Consider the following 18191-nt stretch of genomic DNA (forward strand, 5'->3'; position numbering starts at 1 on the left):
AGCAATTGCAAATATCTGCAATTTTCTATAAACGGCAATAAGTTTTATTGTATTTTTGTCGCCTCAAATAGTTTGAAACGTCAGAATGAAGAACTTAAAAGAAAATTTACCGTCCACCTTCAATCAATATATCCTGTCCAACGGCTTGCGCATCATTCATGAACCCTCAGCCTCTAAAGTGGCTTATTGCGGTTTTGCCGTAGATGCGGGTACGCGCGACGAGCTTGAAAACGAGCAGGGTATGGCGCATTTTGTAGAGCATCTTATATTTAAAGGTACCGCCAAGCGTAAGGCATGGCATATTCTAAATCGTATGGAGAATGTAGGCGGAGACCTCAACGCCTACACCAATAAGGAAGAAACAGTGATTTACTCTGCTTTCCTGACCGAGCATTTCGGTCGTGCCGTTGAGCTTCTGACGGATATTGTATTCCACTCCACTTTCCCGCAACGCGAAATCGAGAAAGAGACGGAAGTGATTATCGACGAGATACAATCCTACGAAGACAACCCTTCCGAGCTTATCTTCGATGATTTCGAAGACTTGATATTCAGAGGGCATCCCCTGGGACGCAACATCCTGGGCAATCCCGGGCAACTGAAGATGTTCCGCAGTGAGGATGCCGCTGCATTCACTTCCCGCTTCTACCATCCCGGCAATATGGTTTTTTTTGTTCTGGGCAATCTGGATTTCAGGCAGGTGGTGCGATGGGCGGAAAAACTCCTCGCGGATATACCTGCCGTGGCAGTGGACAACCACCGTACTCCACCGCCCCTTTATGTACCCGAGCATCTTGTAGTGCATAAGGATACCCACCAGGCACACGTCATGATTGGCAGCCGGGGATATAATGCGTACGATGACAAGCGTACTGCACTCTATCTGCTGAACAATGTCTTGGGCGGGCCGGGCATGAACAGCCGCCTGAACGTTTCTCTCCGCGAACGTCGCGGACTGGTCTATAACGTGGAATCCAACCTGACTTCCTATACCGATACGGGAACTTTCTGCATCTACTTCGGTTGCGACCCTGCAGATTTGGACTACTGCACCCGTCTGGTATACAAGGAACTGAAACGCTTGCGTGATGTCCGGATGACTTCGTCGCAGCTTGCGGCTGCCAAGAAGCAGCTTATCGGGCAAATCGGTGTAGCCTCGGATAATAATGAGAACAATGCGCTGGGTATGGGAAAGACTTTCCTGCATTATAATAAATGCGAAACTTCCGAAGCTGTGTTCCATCGCATTGAACAGCTTACTCCGGAGGCTCTGTTAGAGGTGGCAAACGAGATGTTTGCCGAGCACTATCTTTCGACGCTCATTTATCGTTGACCGTTTTCTTTTATTTGAAGACCTGCAACATAGGACGTCCTATCCATACTTGCGGTTGTTTCAGCCCGAAGATGTGGGCAATAGTGGATGCAACGTCATACTGCATCATGCTTTCGTGGAATTCGCCTCCTTTCTTTATGTTCTTTCCGGAGATGATGAAGGGAGTCTGCATTTCCTGCATGGTCTTGCCTCCATGTCCTTTTTCAATGCCGCCGTGGTCGGCAGTAACGATGAAGATGGTTTCTTTCAGTATGCCTGCCTCTGTAACGGCCTGGATGATACGGCCTACGTAACCGTCAAGCTCTTTCAGCTTGGCATAGTATTCAGGAGTATCGTGTCCGGCTTGATGGCCTACGTGGTCGGGGTTGTCGAAGCAGACAGCAAGCAGGGTCGGATGTTTCTCCTTGATATACTTTTCTGCCATGCCGCATAGGGCTTCGGGATGTTTGTTGTAGTCGGGTGCTTGTGCATGGTGGCTCAGAGAAAGGGTATCCGTCAGATACTTAATGCCGTCCCATTCATACAGGCAGCCTATTTCCGCTTCCGGCCGGGCGTCGCGCAGCAGTTGGAAGATGGTAGGAAATATGCCGTGCTGGTTCAATACGCGTGACGGAAGCTCGGGAGTCCTCGAGCCCCATTGCGTATATCCGTGCAATTCAGGACCGGCCCCCATAAACATGCTTGCCCAGTTGACGGCGCTGGAGGAGGGGAGTACAGTCCGTTTTTCTAATGTATAAGAACCGTTTGCCATCAGTTGCTTGATGTGGGGGATTTCTGCTTGGGGAACGCTATAGGCGCCCCAGCCGTCAAGACCGATGAAAACTACGTGTTTGGCTTTTCCCTTGGCATTGCAGGGAACTGAAAAGAGGCATGCCGCTGCCAGAGTGATGAGTAATGTAAAAGTCAGTTTCTTCATGTTATCTTTAATTTTCGTTTAACGTTATTTGTTCTTTTCCAGTCGTTGCATACTGAATTCGCAGCCACAATACTGCTGATTGTAGAAATCATACACTTTCAGCAGTTGGTTGCGCCGGTCTTGGAGCCCGCCTTTCCGCCAATTCTGTTCCCAGAAGAGGATACCCGGATAGAGCGCGGCGGCACGGTGTCCTGCTTCATTGATTTGTTCCAGGCTTTTCCAGCGCGAAGAGGCGAGGGTGGTGGTGAATACGGAGAAACCATGTTCGGAGGCATAACGCGCAGTCTCCGTGAGGCGCAGCGTGAAGCATTTCAGGCATCGCCCGCCGCGCTCCGGTTCGTTTTCCAATCCTTTTATAGAGTACAGCCAGTGTGCATAGTCATAATCTGCATCGATGAAATCGAGGTTTTTGGAGGTTACGAAACGGATAGCCTCGTTTTTCCTTATCTCATATTCTGCCTGCGGATAGATGTTGGGATTACAGTAGAATACGGTGGGGCGTATGCCGTTTTCCAGCATACACTCGATGATGGCAGAGGAGCAAGGTGCGCAGCACGAATGCAGCAGTACCTTGTGGTCACCGTTGGGTGTTTGAACTTTCAACATTATACTTTCAGTTTAATTTTTCCTTTCACCAGCAGGCCGGTCAGCCCCACAACGACAAGCGAGAACACGAGAGACTTGAGCAGCCCCGGTACACCGCTTCCCAATGCCTCGGGATAGTGCAGATGCAGCAATTGCTGGACAGCATACCAGATGTAAGGAATGATATAGCAGGTCAGCGTTGCCGTACCTGCAGGTTTGATGATATCGAACCGGTTGGCCTTGCCTTTCACGTCCGTCAGCCAGTAGAAGAAACCGAACAGTGGGAAGAACATGGCGAGGCAGTAGAACAGCCATGTCGGTGTGGCTTGTATCTTGGATATAATCCAGAACGGGTGTGAGACGAGGGCAAGGACAAGCATTCCTGCGCCGAGGGCACAAAGTATGCCGATGAACCGTCCCGGCCGTTCCCGGTCGGCATAGCGTTGCATAAGCAGGGAGGTCAGTACGCCGGACATACCGAAGGTATGCAGCGTCCAGTCGCTCGGAATGAAGGGAAGCAGAATAATCCGGCTGCCGTACTCTCCCGGTATCAAGTCCGAATGGCTGACTACGGCAAGCAATACAACCACAAACCAGACAACGGCATTCTTCCGCAGGTTCTCCCGGGTGAACAGGTAGATGCCTGCGCATACCGCATACGTCCAGCCGATAAGTCCGAGGATGCCCCACCAACCTATCTGGAAGGGTTTCCCGTTCATGTCCTTGTAGATGACGAGGAAGGCGAGCAGCAGCACGCCTGCCGTTTTCATTGCGGTGAAAAGGGTCTTTTTCGTTCCTTCCGCTTTGGGATATACCCCCCAGGTGAGGAAGAAACCGATGACCATCAGGATGGAGAACCATTGGTGCGATAGACCGCCTTCGATGCCTCCGCTGTTCAGTGAAAACAGTCCCATGGCAATCAGCGCCACTGTCCGCCGGAAGATATGGGTCACGACTTGCAGAGTGTTGTCTCCCTTCCTGTACCTGTTTTGTATGGCAAAGGATACGGACATTCCCATGCAGAAAAGGAAAGCAGGGAAGATGGTGTCGGAGAATCCCATCATGTCTTCGTCCATCTTGGCATGCATCAGCCAGTGTGGCACGTTTTTCAGCCCGGGAATGTCGTTGACGAAGAGCATGAGGAACATGGTGAGTGCGCGGAATACGTCTACCGCGACAACTCGTTGGGGGGGTGTTAAGCTTTTCATGATAGACAATCTGTTTGGGGGTTTTTAAATGCAAATATAGGGAACTATTCTTTCCGATGCTATTTCTTTGCAGGATTTCTTCGTATATTTGCATGAACTTTATGGTCATGGAAAGGAGATTATTTACTTTTTGTTTTCTTGTCGTCGTGATATGGCAAAGTGTGGCTTTGGCTGCCGGCACGCCCTCCTTTACTGCACTCACCTCCTCTTTGGATGAGGCTATCGAGGCGCACCGGCACTATGCCGCCCAGCGTGAAGGACGCATTGCCCGGCTGAGGCGTCGATTGCTGGATGCCGATACCACCAATCTCTCTTTTTTCCGATGGAATGGGGAAATCTACAAGGAATACAAGGCCTATGTCTGCGATTCGGCCATCCATTACCTCCACGTCAATCTGAATTGGGCAGAGCGCTATGGCCAACGGAATGCAGCGCTCGAGACAAGGCTGGAACTCGCCCACCTGATGGCTTCGGCAGGCATGTACGAGGAAGCCGCCGAACTCTTGAGGCAGATAGACAAATCCTCCTTTCCCGCTCATCTGCTGCCGGATTATTACAATTGTTATCATAAACTTTACACGGAGCTGAGTTTCTATACGCTGGACGATTCTTTCAAGAAGCGTTATCAAGCCTTGGCTGTCCATTATGACGACTCTCTGGTGCAGGTACTTCTGCCTTCGTCGCCCCTCTACCTGGAACGTATGGAGACGCGGGAGGCTGCTGCCGGCCATCTGGACGAAGCCTTAAGTATCAATGACGCGCGCCTGGCACATGCAGAACCCAATACTCCCGAATATGCACTGGTGACCTATCAGCGCTCATTGCTCTACCGACGGCTTGGCAACCGGGAGGAAGAGAAACGCTACCTCGCCTTGTCTGCACTTACCGATATCCGCCTGAGTATCACAGACCATGCTTCACTCTGGAATCTGGCGGAACTTCTCTATGAAGAAGGAGACATGGAGCATGCCTATCGCTACATCCGTTTCTCGTGGGACGAGACCAACCGCTACAACGCCCGTAGCCGCAGCCTCCAGACTGCGGGTATCCTTTCGCTGATAGACCTTACCTACCAAGCCATGCGCGAGCGGCAGAACGACCGGCTCCGCTTGTATCTCTGGTTCATCAGTACCCTGATTGTGCTGCTGGCTGTGGCGGTGGTCTTTATCTATCGGCAGATGCGTCGCCTCTCTGCTGCGAGGAATAATTTGGAGCAGACCAACGAGCAGCTGCAACTGTCAAACAATATCAAGGAGGAGTATGTGGGACGTTTCATGAACCTTTGCTCCATCTACATCAACCGCCTGGATACCTACCGGCGGATGGTCAACAAGAAAATCTCTGCCGGCCAGATGGACGAGTTGCTGAAAATGGTACGCTCCCGCGAAGTGCTGGACACCGGATTGAAGGAACTCTATGAAAACTTTGATATCGCCTTCCTGCATCTTTTTCCCGATTTTGTGGATAAATTCAACGACCTGCTGCAACCGGAAGAACGCATCGTGCTTCGTAAAGGTGAATTGCTGAATACGGAACTCCGCATTTTCGCCTTGATTCGTCTGGGCATCGACGACAGTTCGCAGATTGCAGAATTCCTTCGTTACTCCGTAAACACCATCTATAATTACCGCGCCAAAGTGAAGAACAAAGCGCGTATCTCGCGCGAGGATTTCGAAATGAGGCTGATGCAGATACGTTGACAATACGTCAGACAGATTATCCGAATCCACTTTTTAGCTTTCTCCATTCCAGTTTATATTTTTGGTTATTAGATGTTTATGCTCTTTCCTCCTTTTCAGCTCTCCACCTATTCCCAATTCGCCGGCATGGGATATTCTTATCTTTCCTAACTTTGGGGAAGTAAAAATAAATATCGCGACTAATACTATAACCCCAAAAAATAATTACCATGAAACATCTATTAGCTACAAGCATTTCCATCGCCTTGCTGTCTTTGGGCCTTGCGGGATGCAGTGAGAAACAAGCGGCAAAAGAAGTAACTCAAGATGCATTCGTAACCATTCAGGGCCAAGACCTGATAAAGCCCGACGGAACCAAACTCTTCATCATGGGCACCAACCTCGGCAATTGGCTGAATCCGGAAGGCTACATGTTCAGGTTCAGCAAGACCAACTCGGGCCGTTTCATCAACGAGATGTTCTGCCAGCTGGTGGGACCGGATTTTACCGCCGACTTCTGGAAGGCATTCAAGGACAACTACATAACGCGCGAAGACATCCGCTTCATCAAGAGCCGGGGTGCCAACACCATCCGTCTGCCTTTCCATTACAAACTGTTTACGGACGAGGACTATATGGGGCTGACCACCGCCCAAGACGGCTTTGCCCGCGTAGACAGCCTTGTAGACTGGTGTCGTGAGTCGGACTTGTATCTCATCCTCGACATGCACGACGCCCCCGGCGGACAGACGGGCGACAACATCGACGACAGCTACGGTTATCCCTGGCTGTTCGACAGCGAAGCCAGCCAGCAACTCTATTGCGACATCTGGCGCCGGATAGCCGACCGCTACAAGAACGAACCGGTCATCCTCGGTTACGAACTCTTCAACGAGCCCATTGCCCCTTACTTCGAGAACATGGAAGAACTCAACTCTAAGCTGGAAGATGTATATAAGAAAGGAGTAGCCGCCATCCGCCAGGTAGACAACAACCACATCATCCTGCTGGGCGGCTCGCAATGGAACGGCAATTTCAAGCCTTTCAAAGACTCCAAGTTCGACGACAAGATAATGTACACCTGCCACCGTTACGGAGGCGAACCCACCCAGGCTGCCATCCAGACGATTATCAACTTTCGCGACAGTGTGAACCTGCCCATGTACATGGGTGAGATAGGCCACAATACGGACGAATGGCAGGCCGCCTTCTGCCAGACGATGCGCGAGAACAACATCGGCTATACCTTCTGGCCCTACAAGAAGATGGACGGCTCCTCTTTCGTCGGCATCACTCCGCCGGAAAACTGGGCAAACATCGTGTATTTCTCCGAAGCACCGCGTGCCACGTACAAGGAAATCCGTGAGGCACGTCCCGCGCAGGCCATGGCCCGCAAGGCGATGACGGACTTCATCGAGGCATGCAAACTGAAGAATTGTGTGGTTCAGGAGGGCTATATCCGGTCATTGGGAATGAAGTAGCGGGTGCTGCCTCGCTCCAAACCGGTTGCAAGCAGGCTGCAAATAGGCTGTAAGCATATTGCAAGCATATTGTGAGCAGACTGCAAATAGGCTGTAAGCAGTACGTATCAAATCCCGGAGGTGAGATGCCGGGACTAGCTGCGCACACCATAGGACTGAGTACCCCAAAACACCCGGGCTTAAAGACCTCAGTTCCTATGTGGTAGGGGCTAATTCATATTCCCTTCTATATTGGGAATTATCAATAGTACGGACTGATAATGCAACAACCTGATAATACGGCAACTTGATTATATAACAACTTAATAATGCAACAACCTAATTATCCAACAATGAGAAAAGTATTATTCGGCTTGGCTCTGGCTGCTGCCGCGCTTCCTCTTTCGGCGCAACAGCAGCCCGTCTATCTGGACGCAAGCAAACCTATCGAAGAAAGAGTGGAAGACGCCTTGAGCCGTCTGACCCTGGAAGAGAAAGTAAAGCTGACCCATGCGCAAAGCAAGTTCAGCAGTGCAGGCGTGCCCCGTTTGGGCATTCCCGATGTATGGACGGACGACGGTCCTCACGGCATACGTCCCGATGTGCTGTGGGATGAGTGGGAACAGGCCGGGTGCACCAACGACTCCTGCGTGGCTTTCCCTGCCCTGACCTGCCTGGCAGCAACCTGGAACCCCGAAATGTCTCTCCTTTACGGACAGAGCATCGGCGAAGAGGCGCGCTATCGCAACAAGTCCGTCTTGCTGGGGCCCGGTGTCAACATTTACCGTACACCGCTCAACGGACGCAACTTCGAGTACATGGGCGAAGACCCCTATCTGGCCGGAAAGATGGTGGTGCCTTATATCCGGGGCGTGCAGCAGAACGGCGTGGCTGCCTGCGTCAAACACTTTGCCTTGAACAATCACGAAGTGAACCGCCATACCACCAATGTGATTGTAGACGACCGTGCCCTTTATGAGATCTATCTGCCAGCCTTCAAGATGGCCGTGCAAGAGGGTGGAGCGTGGAGCATCATGGGTGCCTACAACCTTTACAAAGGCCAACATCTTTGTCACAACCAATACACATTGAACGATATATTGAAAGGCGAATGGGGATTCGACGGTGTAGTCATCTCGGACTGGGGAGGCACGCACGACACCCGGCAAGCCATTACCAACGGACTCGACATGGAGTTCGGCAGCTGGACCAACGGACTCTCGAACGGTGCCAGCAACGCATACGATAACTATTATCTGGCAAATCCCTATCTGAACCTTATCCGCGAGGGCAAGGTAGGCACCAAGGAGCTGGACGACAAGGTGCGCCGCATCCTGCGCCTTATCTTCCGCACGGCGATGAATCCCCACCGTCCGTGGGGAAGCATGCTCTCTGCAGAGCATTACGAGGCTGCCCGCCGCATCGGCGAAGAGGGCATCGTGTTGCTGAAGAACAAGGGCAATCTGCTTCCGATAGACCTGAACCGCGCCGAAAAGATCCTGGTAGTGGGCGAGAATGCCATCAAGATGATGACCGTGGGCGGCGGCAGCTCTTCGCTGAAGGTGCAGCGCGAGCTCTCTCCGCTGGACGGCATCAAGCAGCGTGTGGCCGGCAAGGCCCGGGTGGTATATGCCCGCGGCTACGTGGGCGATGCAAGCGGCGAATACAACGGGGTGGTGACCGGACAGAATCTGAAGGATGACCGTACTCCCGAAGAGCTGATAGCCGAAGCCGTGAAAGAGGCCCGGGATGCCGATTACGTTATCTTCATCGGCGGCCTGAACAAGAGCAACGGCCAAGACTGCGAGGACTCCGACCGTAAGGGTCTGGGCTTGTCCTACGGTCAGGATGCCGTTATCTCCGCACTGGCCGGGGCCAACAAGAACCTGATTGTCGTCAACATCTCCGGCAACGCCATCGCCATGCCCTGGGTAGACGAAGTGCCTGCCATCGTGCAAGACTGGTATCTGGGTTCCGAGGCCGGCCACTCGCTGGCAGCCATTCTCATGGGCGATGTCAATCCCAGCGGCAAGCTTCCGTTCACCTTCCCCGCGAAGCTGGAAGACTGCCCCGCCCACAGCCTGGGCCAATATACCGGCAAGCGGAGCAGAGACATCATCGACATCAGGTACAATGAGAGCATCTTCGTGGGCTACCGTTGGGCCGACAAGCAGAAGAACCTCAAGCCCCTCTTCCCCTTCGGCCACGGTTTGAGCTATACCACTTTCGAATATGGCAAGCCGACGGCCGACGCCACCACCATGCAGACCGACGGCAAGCTGACCGTGAAGCTGACCGTAAAGAATACCGGCACGCGCGAAGGGCAGGAAGTGGTGCAGCTCTACATCAGCGACAAGAAGTCCTCTCTGCCCCGTCCCGTCAAGGAGCTGAAAGGCTTCCGCAAGGTGAGGCTGGCTCCGGGCGAAGCGAAGGAAGTCACCTTCACCATCGACAAGGAGGCGCTTAGCTTCTTCGACGATGCCCGCCATGCCTGGGTGGCCGAGCCGGGCAAGTTCGAGGCTGTCATAGCAGCATCGGCGGCCGATATAAAGGGAGTGGTTCCTTTCGAATTGAAATAAGGCAGGTTGCTTTTGGGTATATAATACCGGAGTAATTGAACGCGGAGACATTAGGGTACAGAGTCCCTTTGTGTCTCTGCGTTTTTCTTTTCTGCATCTCGTCTGCATTTTAGAGAGAAAGATGATTCTATTGAAATCCGAACCATATTAGGTAAAGAAACAGATGGGTTATAGTAGGTAATTACTAAAATTCCTCTAATTTTGCATGCTTCGTCTATGATGACTAAAGGTTGCACTTATATAAAATCAAAAAAAATCTCATGGTTAGTAACATGAATTGTAACAGTTGTCCGGAAAAAAATGCGCTGCCGTATGATGCTGCAAATGCTACCAGTATATTCGAATATAGCAAGGGACTGTTAGGCAAAACACTGCGTGAATTTGCTGACAAGGGATATGAACGTAGAAAAGGTAAGGGGGGAATTGGTCAAATGGTTGAGAACCTTTATTTTTTACTTGAGACCAATAATAATCCCGAAGCGGATTTTTCGCAGGCTGGAATGGAATTGAAATGTACTCCCTTGAAGCTCGGAAAGAATAAGGACTATCTTGTCAAGGAACGCCTTGTTTGTAATATGATAAACTATTGTGATGTTGTAAATGAAGATTTTGAACATTCGCATTTTTATCTCAAATGCCAATTGATGTTGTTATTATTCTATCTATATCGCAAGGGTTATGATAATCTGGATTTGGAGTTTGTCTTTTCTGTATTATGGAAACTTCCGGAGAAGGACTTGTTGATTATTCGACATGATTATGAGTTGATTGTAGATAAGATTAAACGTGGTGAGGCACATTTGTTATCCGAAGGTGATACGATGTATCTTGGAGCTTGCAGGAAAGGACAAAAAGGAGATAGCCTGATGGCACAGCCGAATTCGGAGGTTAACGCTCCACGACGTGCTTTCAGTTTGAAGATGGCCTATATGCGTACTGTTTTGCAGTATGTCGTGAATGTAGGCGAAAAGGCTGTGGCAAATTTCGGATTGTCTGAGAATCCATTGCTTACTTCTCAGGATTTGAGTAAAAATAGCTTTGATGAGATTGTCTTAAAACGTTTCAAACCGTATATGGGTAAAAACTATGAGGCTATTGCCAAAGATAAAAAGGTGGACATTTCAAATAATCCAAAGAATAAATTTGCAATGATTGCCAATGCTGTCGTTGCATCTGGCAAATGCTCGAATGTCAATCGTTCTGAAGAGTTTCTGAAAGCCGGGCTTATGATGAAAACTGTCCGAGTGCAGGCCGATGGTATTATTAAAGAAGCCATGTCGTTTGAGAATATTGACTATATGGAGGTTGCCGAATGTGGGAATTGGTATGAATCCAGGCTCTATGAGTTATATTCAAGTCGATTTTTATTCGTTGTTTTCAGAGAACGGCATAAAGGGAAAGGGGACTATGAGCTTGATGACGCATTTTTTTGGACTATGCCCCAATCCGACCTGGAATGTGCTGAGGTATATTGGGAACATATCAAGAAGAATATCTTGGAAAGTCATATCTCAGAGGACTATTGGTGGAAAGCTTGCGATAGAAAGAAGTTCCATGTACGGCCAAAAGCCCAGAAAGCAAAAGACATTGCACCTACGCCTGACGGGAAAGGTGCAAAGAAGTTTTGCTATTGGTTTAATAATGACTACGTAAGAGAGATTGTAGAACAAAGACAAGACGAAAAACGGTAAAAATGAGTAATCAGATACGTGTTGTAGAACTTTTTGCAGGTGTAGGAGGCTTCCGGATTGGCTTGGAAGGTGCGTCGGATGCTTATCAAACCATTTGGAACAATCAATGGGAACCATCGACCAAACGTCAAGATGCTTCATTGGTGTATAAGGCCCGTTTCGGCTGTAAAGGGCATTCGAATCGTGATATAAATACAGTGCCGACAGAGGAGATTCCCAATCATGACCTTTTGGTAGGCGGTTTCCCTTGTCAAGACTATTCTGTAGCTGCCACTTTGAGCCGCTCCGGTGGTATTGAGGGGAAAAAGGGGGTATTGTGGTGGCAAATCTATCGTATTCTTGAAGAGAAAGGCGAGAGTCGCCCTGATTATATTTTCTTTGAGAATGTAGATAGGCTGATAAACTCTCCGGCAACCCAACGTGGCCGTGATTTCGCTATTATTCTTGCATCGTTGTCCGACCTTGGCTATGTGGTGGAATGGCGGGTAATCAATGCTGCCGATTATGGAATGCCGCAACGTCGGCGCCGGACTTATATTGTGGGGTATCGTAAGGGTTCGGTCGTGGCAAACCGGATTGAAGGAATGGAGGATTGGGTACTATATGATGGAGTAATGGCTCAATCTTTTCCTTTCAAACAGAAAGAGAAGACATTGTCCGCCTTTGATATAAAGGGGAGTGTCCAGGAAGTTTCTGCAACTTTCAATCAAGGAAAGAGAGAGAGTCCTTTTGGCAATGCAGGTATGATGATGGACCGGCATGTGTTTTCTGTAGATGCTGTAGCTATGTATGAGGGTACTTTCCAGACATTAGGCGACAATTTGGTCAGTGAAGAATTTGTTCCGGAAGACTTTTTTATTTCTGAAGAAGAATTGCCTAAATGGCAGTACGAGAAAGGGGCGAAGAAAATAAACCGTGTTTCCAAGGAGGGATATGAGTATGTTTTTTCTGAAGGTGGAATGGCTTTTCCCGATAGTTTGGACAAACCGTCGCGTACGATGATTACCGGTGAAGGAGGAGCTGCCCCGTCCCGTTTCAAACATGTGGTGCAGACTCCGTCCGGGAGGTATCGTCGTCTTATCCCCATTGAATTGGAACGGTTGAATATGTTCCCCGATAATCATACGTTTCATCCTGAAGTTTCGGATGGACGTCGCGCTTTTCTCATGGGGAATGCACTTGTATGTGGTATCGTTGAACAAATAGGAAAAAGCCTTTATCGGTTCATTTATAATGAAGCGCCTGTATCTTCACGTCCTATTCATATACAACGTGATGCACATCCGACGTTGGATTTGAATTTATTCACTGAGGAAACGAAAAAAATTGCTGCAAATGCTCCAAGGAAAACATATATCCTTGATGGAACGAAACGGCTTCTTATTGGGCTGGTCAAATTAGACAATCAAGATTATTTCTTGAATGGAACTCCCACAAAGATATACTATACGGGGAAGGCAAAATCTTTTCCGTCCACTATTTCTTTGAATAAGCTTTATTATTTTATGCCTTATATAAAAGGTAAGGGGGTTCGTGATCTCTATCTTATCCGTATAGCCCGGATTGGAAGCAAGGCGGAAATTTATAAAGAGAGTGGGGATACTGAACCGAGATTGGTATTGGAATTGGAATTTCTGGAAAGTTTGCCCGAATATAAGCTTATCAGGCTTGCTATATTCAATACATATACAGATACTATCTTAAACCGAGTGATTGAATGATTTGAAGTTCTTGCTATTTACTCCCTCTTGTTGTTTCGTTCCTGATATATTGGGGATTGAACGCAGAGATACAGAGGAAGCTGCTTCATGCTACGTTCAAGGCTGCCTCAGTATGTTTGAGAAGACGTTTAATCCCTTACACCTGATATTACCTTCCAAGTAGGATGAGAGTGCCTCGTACCCTATCTTAAGCATTTTTGATGCCATAGGTTTGCCTGTTGTTGTCTTGTTCATTTTCCGGTAGCTTCAGACAAACAAGAAAAGGTATTTGTTTATATAAAGGAACCGTTGAACTACAATATTGTTTGCAGTTCAACGGCTTCTTGCAGAGTATATAAGAAAAGAAATCTTATTCCTCCATCGACTTTGCAATGCCCATCTCCAGTCCGCGCAGCTCTGCCAGTCCGCGCAGGCGGCCGATGCAAGAGTATCCGGGGTTGGTCTTCTTCTTCAGGTCGTCCACCATTTGGTGTCCGTGGTCGGGACGCATCGGGATGGAGACGCCACGGCATTGTTGCAGTTCAAGGAAAGCCTTCATCACGTGATACATGTCCACGTCGCCTTCCAGGTGATTGGCCTCGTGGAAGTTGCCTTCGGCGTCGCGTTGCGTGCTGCGCAGGTGCACGAAGTGGATGCGGTGGGCAAACTGCCGCATGATGGCCGCACAGTCGTTGGCGGCGCTCACGCCGAGCGAGCCGGTGCAGAGGCAGAGGCCGTTGCTCCTGTTGGGGACGGCGTCGACCAGTGCCTGAAAGTCGGCAGCGCAGCTCATGATGCGCGGCAGGCCGAGGATGGAGCAGGGCGGGTCGTCCGGATGGATGACGAGCACGACGCCCGCTTCGTCGGCCACCGGGGCGATTTCCTTCAGGAAGTAAATCAGGTTGGCGCGCAGACGCTCCGGAGTGATGTCTCTGTAGCGGTCCAGTTCGTGCTGAAACAGCTCCAGGGTGAAGCTCTCTTCCGAGCCGGGAAGCCCGGCAATGATGTTGCGCACAAGCAGTTGCCTGTCTGCCTCCGTCATCTCCTCGAAGCGGGCACGGGCCTTGGCCTTTTCTTCGTCGGTGTATTCGGCCTCGGCACCGGGGCGGCGCAGCAGGAAGAGGTCGAAGGCGATGAAGGCGGCGCGTTCGAAGCGGAGGGCGCGGCTGCCGTCGGGCAGTTCGTAGGCAAGGTCGGTGCGCGTCCAGTCCAGCACGGGCATGAAGTTGTACGTGACGGTGTTGATGCCACACTTGCCCAGGTTGCGCAAGCTTTCCTTATAGTTGTCGATATACTTCCGGAAGTCTCCGGTTTGGGTCTTGATATGCTCGTGCACGGGCACGCTCTCTACTACAGACCATCGCAGGCCGACGGACTCAATCATTTCTTTCCGTTTCCCGATCTCCTCTACCGTCCATATCTCTCCGTTTGGAATATGGTGCAAGGCGTTCACAATGCCGGTGGCTCCGGCTTGTTTTATGTCCCAAAGGCTTACCGGGTCGTTGGGACCGTACCAGCGCCAGGTTTGTTCACAAAGTATCATAATGTATGTAAGTTTGCCTCCCCGCCCCCTTGAGGAGGAGGGGTGAGTGTATGTTTTCTCGGTTCTGTTCATGTATTCTTCAAAACGGACTCTCGAAAGAGCGCTGAAAAGAATTTCCGTTTCCCTCCGGGGGGATGCTACATGGCGAATGCGTTGAATCCTCCGTCTACTACGGCCACCGTGCCTGTGACAAAGGCCGAGGCATCGCTGATGAGGTATTGTATCGTTCCGCAAAGCTCCTCGGCACGGCCCATGCGTCCGAAGGGAGTTTGGCGAATCACATCTTGCCCGCGTTCCGTGTAGCTTCCGTCCGGGTTCGTCAGCAGGGCGCGGTTTTGCTCCGTGAGGAAGAATCCGGGGGCGATGGCATTCACGCGGATGCCTTCGCCAAACTTCCTGGCAACTTCGGCAGCCATGAAGGCGGTGAAGTTCGAGATACCCGCTTTGGCGGCGGCATATCCGGCCACGCGCGTCAGGGGGCGGAAGGCTGCCATGCTGGAAAAGTTGACGATGGCGCCGCGCTTCTGCTCCACCATCGGGCGGAGGAAGACTTGTGTGGGCAGCACGGTGCCCGTCAGGTTCAATTCCAGCACCCGTTGAAACTCCTCTGTCTTCAAGTCGAAGATGGTGCCCGTGGGGGCGATGGTGGCGCCCGGCATGTTTCCGCCGGCGGCGTTCAGCAGGGCGTCTATGCGGCCGTAGGCGGCGAGTATGTCGCTCAGGTTCTGCTCCAGGCGTGCGCGGTCGGTCACGTCGGTGGTCAGGAAGAGGGCTTCGCCGCCGGCTGCCTTGATGTCTGCCGCGAGGGCGTGTCCCACTTCTGCTTTGCGGCCCAGGATGACTACTTTGGCGCCCTCCTCTGCGAGGTGCAGGGCGATGGCCCTTCCCAATACGCCCGTTCCGCCGGTGATGACCACTACGCGGTGTTTGATGTCGAATAGGTTTTTCATACGATGTTTTGTCTACTGATTTTGTATTTTTTCGGTTCGATATTGCAAAATTATGGAATTCTCTTTAGAGTTCTCCTTATTTTCCGACTGAAATGAAGGCGGTGCCGCATATTTCTTCCTTGCAGCGGGCGCTTACCACTACCGGAACGTGGCTCTTGACGTAGATGCCTGCCCGTCCGCCCGTGGCTTGCAGGAGTTGCGACCCGTGGGCGGTTCCTTGGTTTCGGAGCAATGCTTCGCTGTCCGTGCAGCCGAATTCGATGAAGTGGCAGGCGTCGAGGCAGGGGATGCCGTCCTTGTCCAGCAGTTCGGCCTGTACCAGTATGGTTTCTTCGTCCACCTTGGCCTGTGTCAGGCGTACTTGGGCGGGGGCACCCCAAGGCTGTGTCTGGTAGGTCTGGTGTATCTTGTCGCGCAGGCAGGGCTTGTTGTCGCGGTAGGCGATGGCTTCAATTTCGTTTTCTCCCTCCTTCAGCACGGCGTTCCAGTGGAATCCGGCGGCAGGATAGTCTTGGCTGTCGCGCTTTTTCCGTCCTAAGGAGATGCCGTTGACGAAGAGTTCTGCTTCGGGGCAGTTGGAGTAAACGAGGATTTCCTTCGCCTCGCCCGCCTTGCCCCACCGCACAGGCCAGGAGTGCCCGTAGATGTGCAGCATCGGTTCGTGGCTCCAGTAGCTTTGGAAGACGTAGTAGCTCTCTTTGGGTGTGCCGTCGCGCTGCACTACGCCCTTTTGGTTGACGTAGGGGATGGGGTTCAGCGGGCGTAGCGGGGTGGAGAAGTCCTTGAAGGTCCAGAAGGCGCTTCCGGTGAGCCAAGGCATCTGCTCCTGCTCTTTCAGGTGCCAGTCGAAGAGGCGGACGATGTACGATTCGCTCCAGTCGCCGTTGCGGTCGCCCGCTTCGATGTCGAAGGAGGAGCCGTGTTTTGTCATTTGCTCCTCGGCGTGGCGTCCGGCGTGGCTGTCGCCGCCCCATTCGGCATGGATGAAGCGGGGCACGCTCTCGAAGCCCGCTTGTACCATCTCGCGGTAGTTGCGGAAGCGCCGCCCGTACCAGCCTGCCCAGATGCTGGGCGAATACACGTCCACGATGTCGCGGCAGAAGTCGCAACGGCGGATGACGGTGGGACGGGTGGGGTCAAGTCGGTGCGCGAGGTCGTTCAGTTCGCCCATAAAGGTGCGGATGCTGTCCGTGTCGAACTCCTCGAAGTCGCCCGGCCAGTCGTTTTCGTTGCCCATGCCCCAAAGGATGACGCAGGGGTGGTTGCGGTGCTGGCCGATCATATTGGTGAGCATGCGGCGTGCCTGTTCGCGGTACTTCTCGCCGCCCAGTCCGCCACGGCACCACGGAATCTCTTCCCACACCAGAAGCCCCAGCTTGTCGCAGAGGCGGAGGATGATTTCCGACTGCTGGTAGTGCCCCAGGCGGATGAAGTTGGCGCCCATTGCCTTGATTTGCTTCATTTCGGCAATCATCATCTCTTCGGTGAGGGCGGCACCTACCCCGGCGTGGTCTTCGTGGCGATGGGTGCCGCGTAGCAACAGCCGTTGCCCGTTGAGGTAGAAGGGTCCTTTCTCCTCGAAGCGGATGTGGCGGAAGCCGAAATGCTCCGTGTGGGTCAGCAAGGTGTCGGTGCCTCCCGCAATGAGTTGGGCCCGGAAGGTGTAGAGGGCGGTGCTGTCGGGACTCCAGAGCGTGGGGCTTTTCAGGGCGAACCAGGCGCGGCAGGTGTCTTGCAGCGGGTAGCAGTCTTGGTAAATCTTCCTTCCTTCGGGCGAGAGGACGGTAATCATCAGTTCAGGCACTTCTTCGGACGGGGAGGCGGAGAGGGGACGTTCGGTAGTGACCTGCCACTCCACCTTGCCCAGCTTGTCGCCGGGAGTTGTCCGGGCGTTTATCTGCACTTGCCCGATGGAATGTGCGGGGGTATAAACCAAGTTGACATAGCGGTAGAGACCTCCGTAGAGGTTGAAGTCGGACATGTCGGAGGGAATTGTTTCCGTGTCGCGGCTGTTGTCGCAACGGATGGCGACGGGTATCTTCCCACCGAAGCGTTCGCGGCAGGCGGGGTTGGAGCGGAACTGTTCCACAGCTTCCGTGATGTCGGCTTTCCATTCGTCGTATCCGCCGGTGTGCGAGGCCACAAGGGTGGTGTAGACGTAGACTTCGGTGTTCTGTCCCGCGCCTTCAAACTCCAGGTAGATGCGCCCGTCTTGATAAGGGCTGTTTATATGGAGGGTGGTGCGATACCATCCGGCGCCTTGGTAGTAGTTCGTGTAGGGGTCTACCGCATCTTCGGCGTTGAAGCAATGGGGCAGGGTCACCTTCTGCCAGAGGGGGACGGCTTCGGGTTTTCCGGTTCCGGGCACGGGGCGCATCACTTCCCAGATGCTGCCCATGTCCTGACGGATGAACTCCCAACCCGTCGTAAGACGTTGTTTGCGGTCGGTGGGGATGAGGGCGGAAATGCTGTTTGCCCATAGGCAGGCAAGCAACAGGCAGAGTAGGTTTTTGAGTGTCTTCATATAGGGTATATTGTATGAATTGT

The 18191-nt window shown here is 51.9% G+C and carries 12 protein-coding genes; 6 read left to right on the top strand and 6 right to left on the bottom strand.

The genetic code is table 11. The features are described from left to right. Positions 1-85: 85 nt before the first annotated feature. The gene (locus M1B78_RS00360) at positions 86-1333 is read left to right on the top strand and encodes a M16 family metallopeptidase (RefSeq protein WP_176467955.1); all 1248 of its coding nucleotides are present in this window, start codon (positions 86-88) and stop codon (positions 1331-1333) included. A gap of 10 nt (positions 1334-1343) precedes the next feature. Here the strand turns inward: M1B78_RS00360 and M1B78_RS00365 are convergent, their stop codons facing one another. The 3 genes from M1B78_RS00365 to M1B78_RS00375 are packed head-to-tail and all read right to left on the bottom strand — an operon-like array spanning position 1344 to position 4042. After that, complete coding sequence (locus M1B78_RS00365; protein WP_257930511.1) at positions 1344-2249, bottom strand: alkaline phosphatase; 906 nt, start codon at positions 2247-2249, stop codon at positions 1344-1346. Between the two features lie 24 nt (positions 2250-2273). Continuing rightward, a complete protein-coding gene (locus M1B78_RS00370) occupies positions 2274-2855 on the bottom strand; it encodes an epoxyqueuosine reductase QueH (protein ID WP_257930512.1) in 582 nt (193 codons plus the stop codon). Further along, on the bottom strand, positions 2855-4042 hold the full coding sequence (locus M1B78_RS00375; protein ID WP_257939581.1) for a DUF5009 domain-containing protein: 1188 nt from the start codon (positions 4040-4042) through the stop codon (positions 2855-2857). The genes M1B78_RS00370 and M1B78_RS00375 overlap by 1 nt, the downstream gene beginning before the upstream one ends. A gap of 56 nt (positions 4043-4098) precedes the next feature. Between M1B78_RS00375 and M1B78_RS00380 the strand changes: the two genes are divergently transcribed. From M1B78_RS00380 to dcm, 5 genes are all read left to right on the top strand, one after another. Then, the gene (locus tag M1B78_RS00380) at positions 4099-5742 is read left to right on the top strand and encodes a DUF6377 domain-containing protein (protein ID WP_257930514.1); all 1644 of its coding nucleotides are present in this window, start codon (positions 4099-4101) and stop codon (positions 5740-5742) included. Positions 5743-5951: 209 nt separating this feature from the next. Continuing rightward, a complete protein-coding gene (locus M1B78_RS00385) occupies positions 5952-7202 on the top strand; it encodes a glycoside hydrolase family 5 protein (RefSeq protein ID WP_257930515.1) in 1251 nt (416 codons plus the stop codon). Between the two features lie 332 nt (positions 7203-7534). Beyond that, positions 7535-9760 (top strand): glycoside hydrolase family 3 C-terminal domain-containing protein, encoded by a 2226-nt coding sequence (locus M1B78_RS00390; RefSeq protein ID WP_257939582.1) that lies wholly within the window; start codon positions 7535-7537, stop codon positions 9758-9760. A 260-nt stretch (positions 9761-10020) separates the two neighbouring features. Then, positions 10021-11451, top strand: coding sequence for a Sau3AI family type II restriction endonuclease (locus tag M1B78_RS00395; protein ID WP_136008726.1), 1431 nt, complete (start codon positions 10021-10023; stop codon positions 11449-11451). A gap of 2 nt (positions 11452-11453) precedes the next feature. Then, positions 11454-13172, top strand: coding sequence for a DNA (cytosine-5-)-methyltransferase (dcm, locus tag M1B78_RS00400; RefSeq protein ID WP_136008725.1), 1719 nt, complete (start codon positions 11454-11456; stop codon positions 13170-13172). A 349-nt stretch (positions 13173-13521) separates the two neighbouring features. Here dcm and uxuA read toward each other — a convergent pair whose 3' ends face one another. The 3 genes from uxuA to M1B78_RS00415 form a co-directional block, all read right to left on the bottom strand. Beyond that, the gene (uxuA, locus tag M1B78_RS00405; RefSeq protein WP_257930547.1) at positions 13522-14694 is read right to left on the bottom strand and encodes a mannonate dehydratase; all 1173 of its coding nucleotides are present in this window, start codon (positions 14692-14694) and stop codon (positions 13522-13524) included. Positions 14695-14831: 137 nt separating this feature from the next. Next, the gene (locus M1B78_RS00410) at positions 14832-15644 is read right to left on the bottom strand and encodes an SDR family oxidoreductase (protein ID WP_136008723.1); all 813 of its coding nucleotides are present in this window, start codon (positions 15642-15644) and stop codon (positions 14832-14834) included. A 76-nt stretch (positions 15645-15720) separates the two neighbouring features. Beyond that, entirely contained in the window at positions 15721-18168 is a 2448-nt protein-coding gene (locus tag M1B78_RS00415) for a glycoside hydrolase family 2 protein (RefSeq protein WP_257939583.1), read from the bottom strand. Positions 18169-18191: the final 23 nt, after the last annotated feature.

The sequence above is a fragment of the Bacteroides muris (ex Fokt et al. 2023) genome, from assembly GCF_024704895.1.
GTDB lineage: Bacteria > Bacteroidota > Bacteroidia > Bacteroidales > Bacteroidaceae > Bacteroides > Bacteroides muris.

What these genes read in the sequence shown, in the direction of transcription:
- M1B78_RS00370 (WP_257930512.1), bottom strand. Translation starts at nt 2,855, where the DNA reads ATGTTGAAAGTTCAAACACCCAACGGTGACCACAAGGTACTGCTGCAT.
- M1B78_RS00410 (WP_136008723.1), bottom strand. Translation starts at nt 15,644, where the DNA reads ATGAAAAACCTATTCGACATCAAACACCGCGTAGTGGTCATCACCGGC.
- M1B78_RS00365 (WP_257930511.1), bottom strand. Translation starts at nt 2,249, where the DNA reads ATGAAGAAACTGACTTTTACATTACTCATCACTCTGGCAGCGGCATGC.
- M1B78_RS00360 (WP_176467955.1), top strand. Translation starts at nt 86, where the DNA reads ATGAAGAACTTAAAAGAAAATTTACCGTCCACCTTCAATCAATATATC.
- M1B78_RS00375 (WP_257939581.1), bottom strand. Translation starts at nt 4,042, where the DNA reads ATGAAAAGCTTAACACCCCCCCAACGAGTTGTCGCGGTAGACGTATTC.
- uxuA (WP_257930547.1), bottom strand. Translation starts at nt 14,694, where the DNA reads ATGATACTTTGTGAACAAACCTGGCGCTGGTACGGTCCCAACGACCCG.
- M1B78_RS00395 (WP_136008726.1), top strand. Translation starts at nt 10,021, where the DNA reads ATGGTTAGTAACATGAATTGTAACAGTTGTCCGGAAAAAAATGCGCTG.
- M1B78_RS00390 (WP_257939582.1), top strand. Translation starts at nt 7,535, where the DNA reads ATGAGAAAAGTATTATTCGGCTTGGCTCTGGCTGCTGCCGCGCTTCCT.
- M1B78_RS00380 (WP_257930514.1), top strand. Translation starts at nt 4,099, where the DNA reads ATGCTATTTCTTTGCAGGATTTCTTCGTATATTTGCATGAACTTTATG.
- dcm (WP_136008725.1), top strand. Translation starts at nt 11,454, where the DNA reads ATGAGTAATCAGATACGTGTTGTAGAACTTTTTGCAGGTGTAGGAGGC.
- M1B78_RS00385 (WP_257930515.1), top strand. Translation starts at nt 5,952, where the DNA reads ATGAAACATCTATTAGCTACAAGCATTTCCATCGCCTTGCTGTCTTTG.
- M1B78_RS00415 (WP_257939583.1), bottom strand. Translation starts at nt 18,168, where the DNA reads ATGAAGACACTCAAAAACCTACTCTGCCTGTTGCTTGCCTGCCTATGG.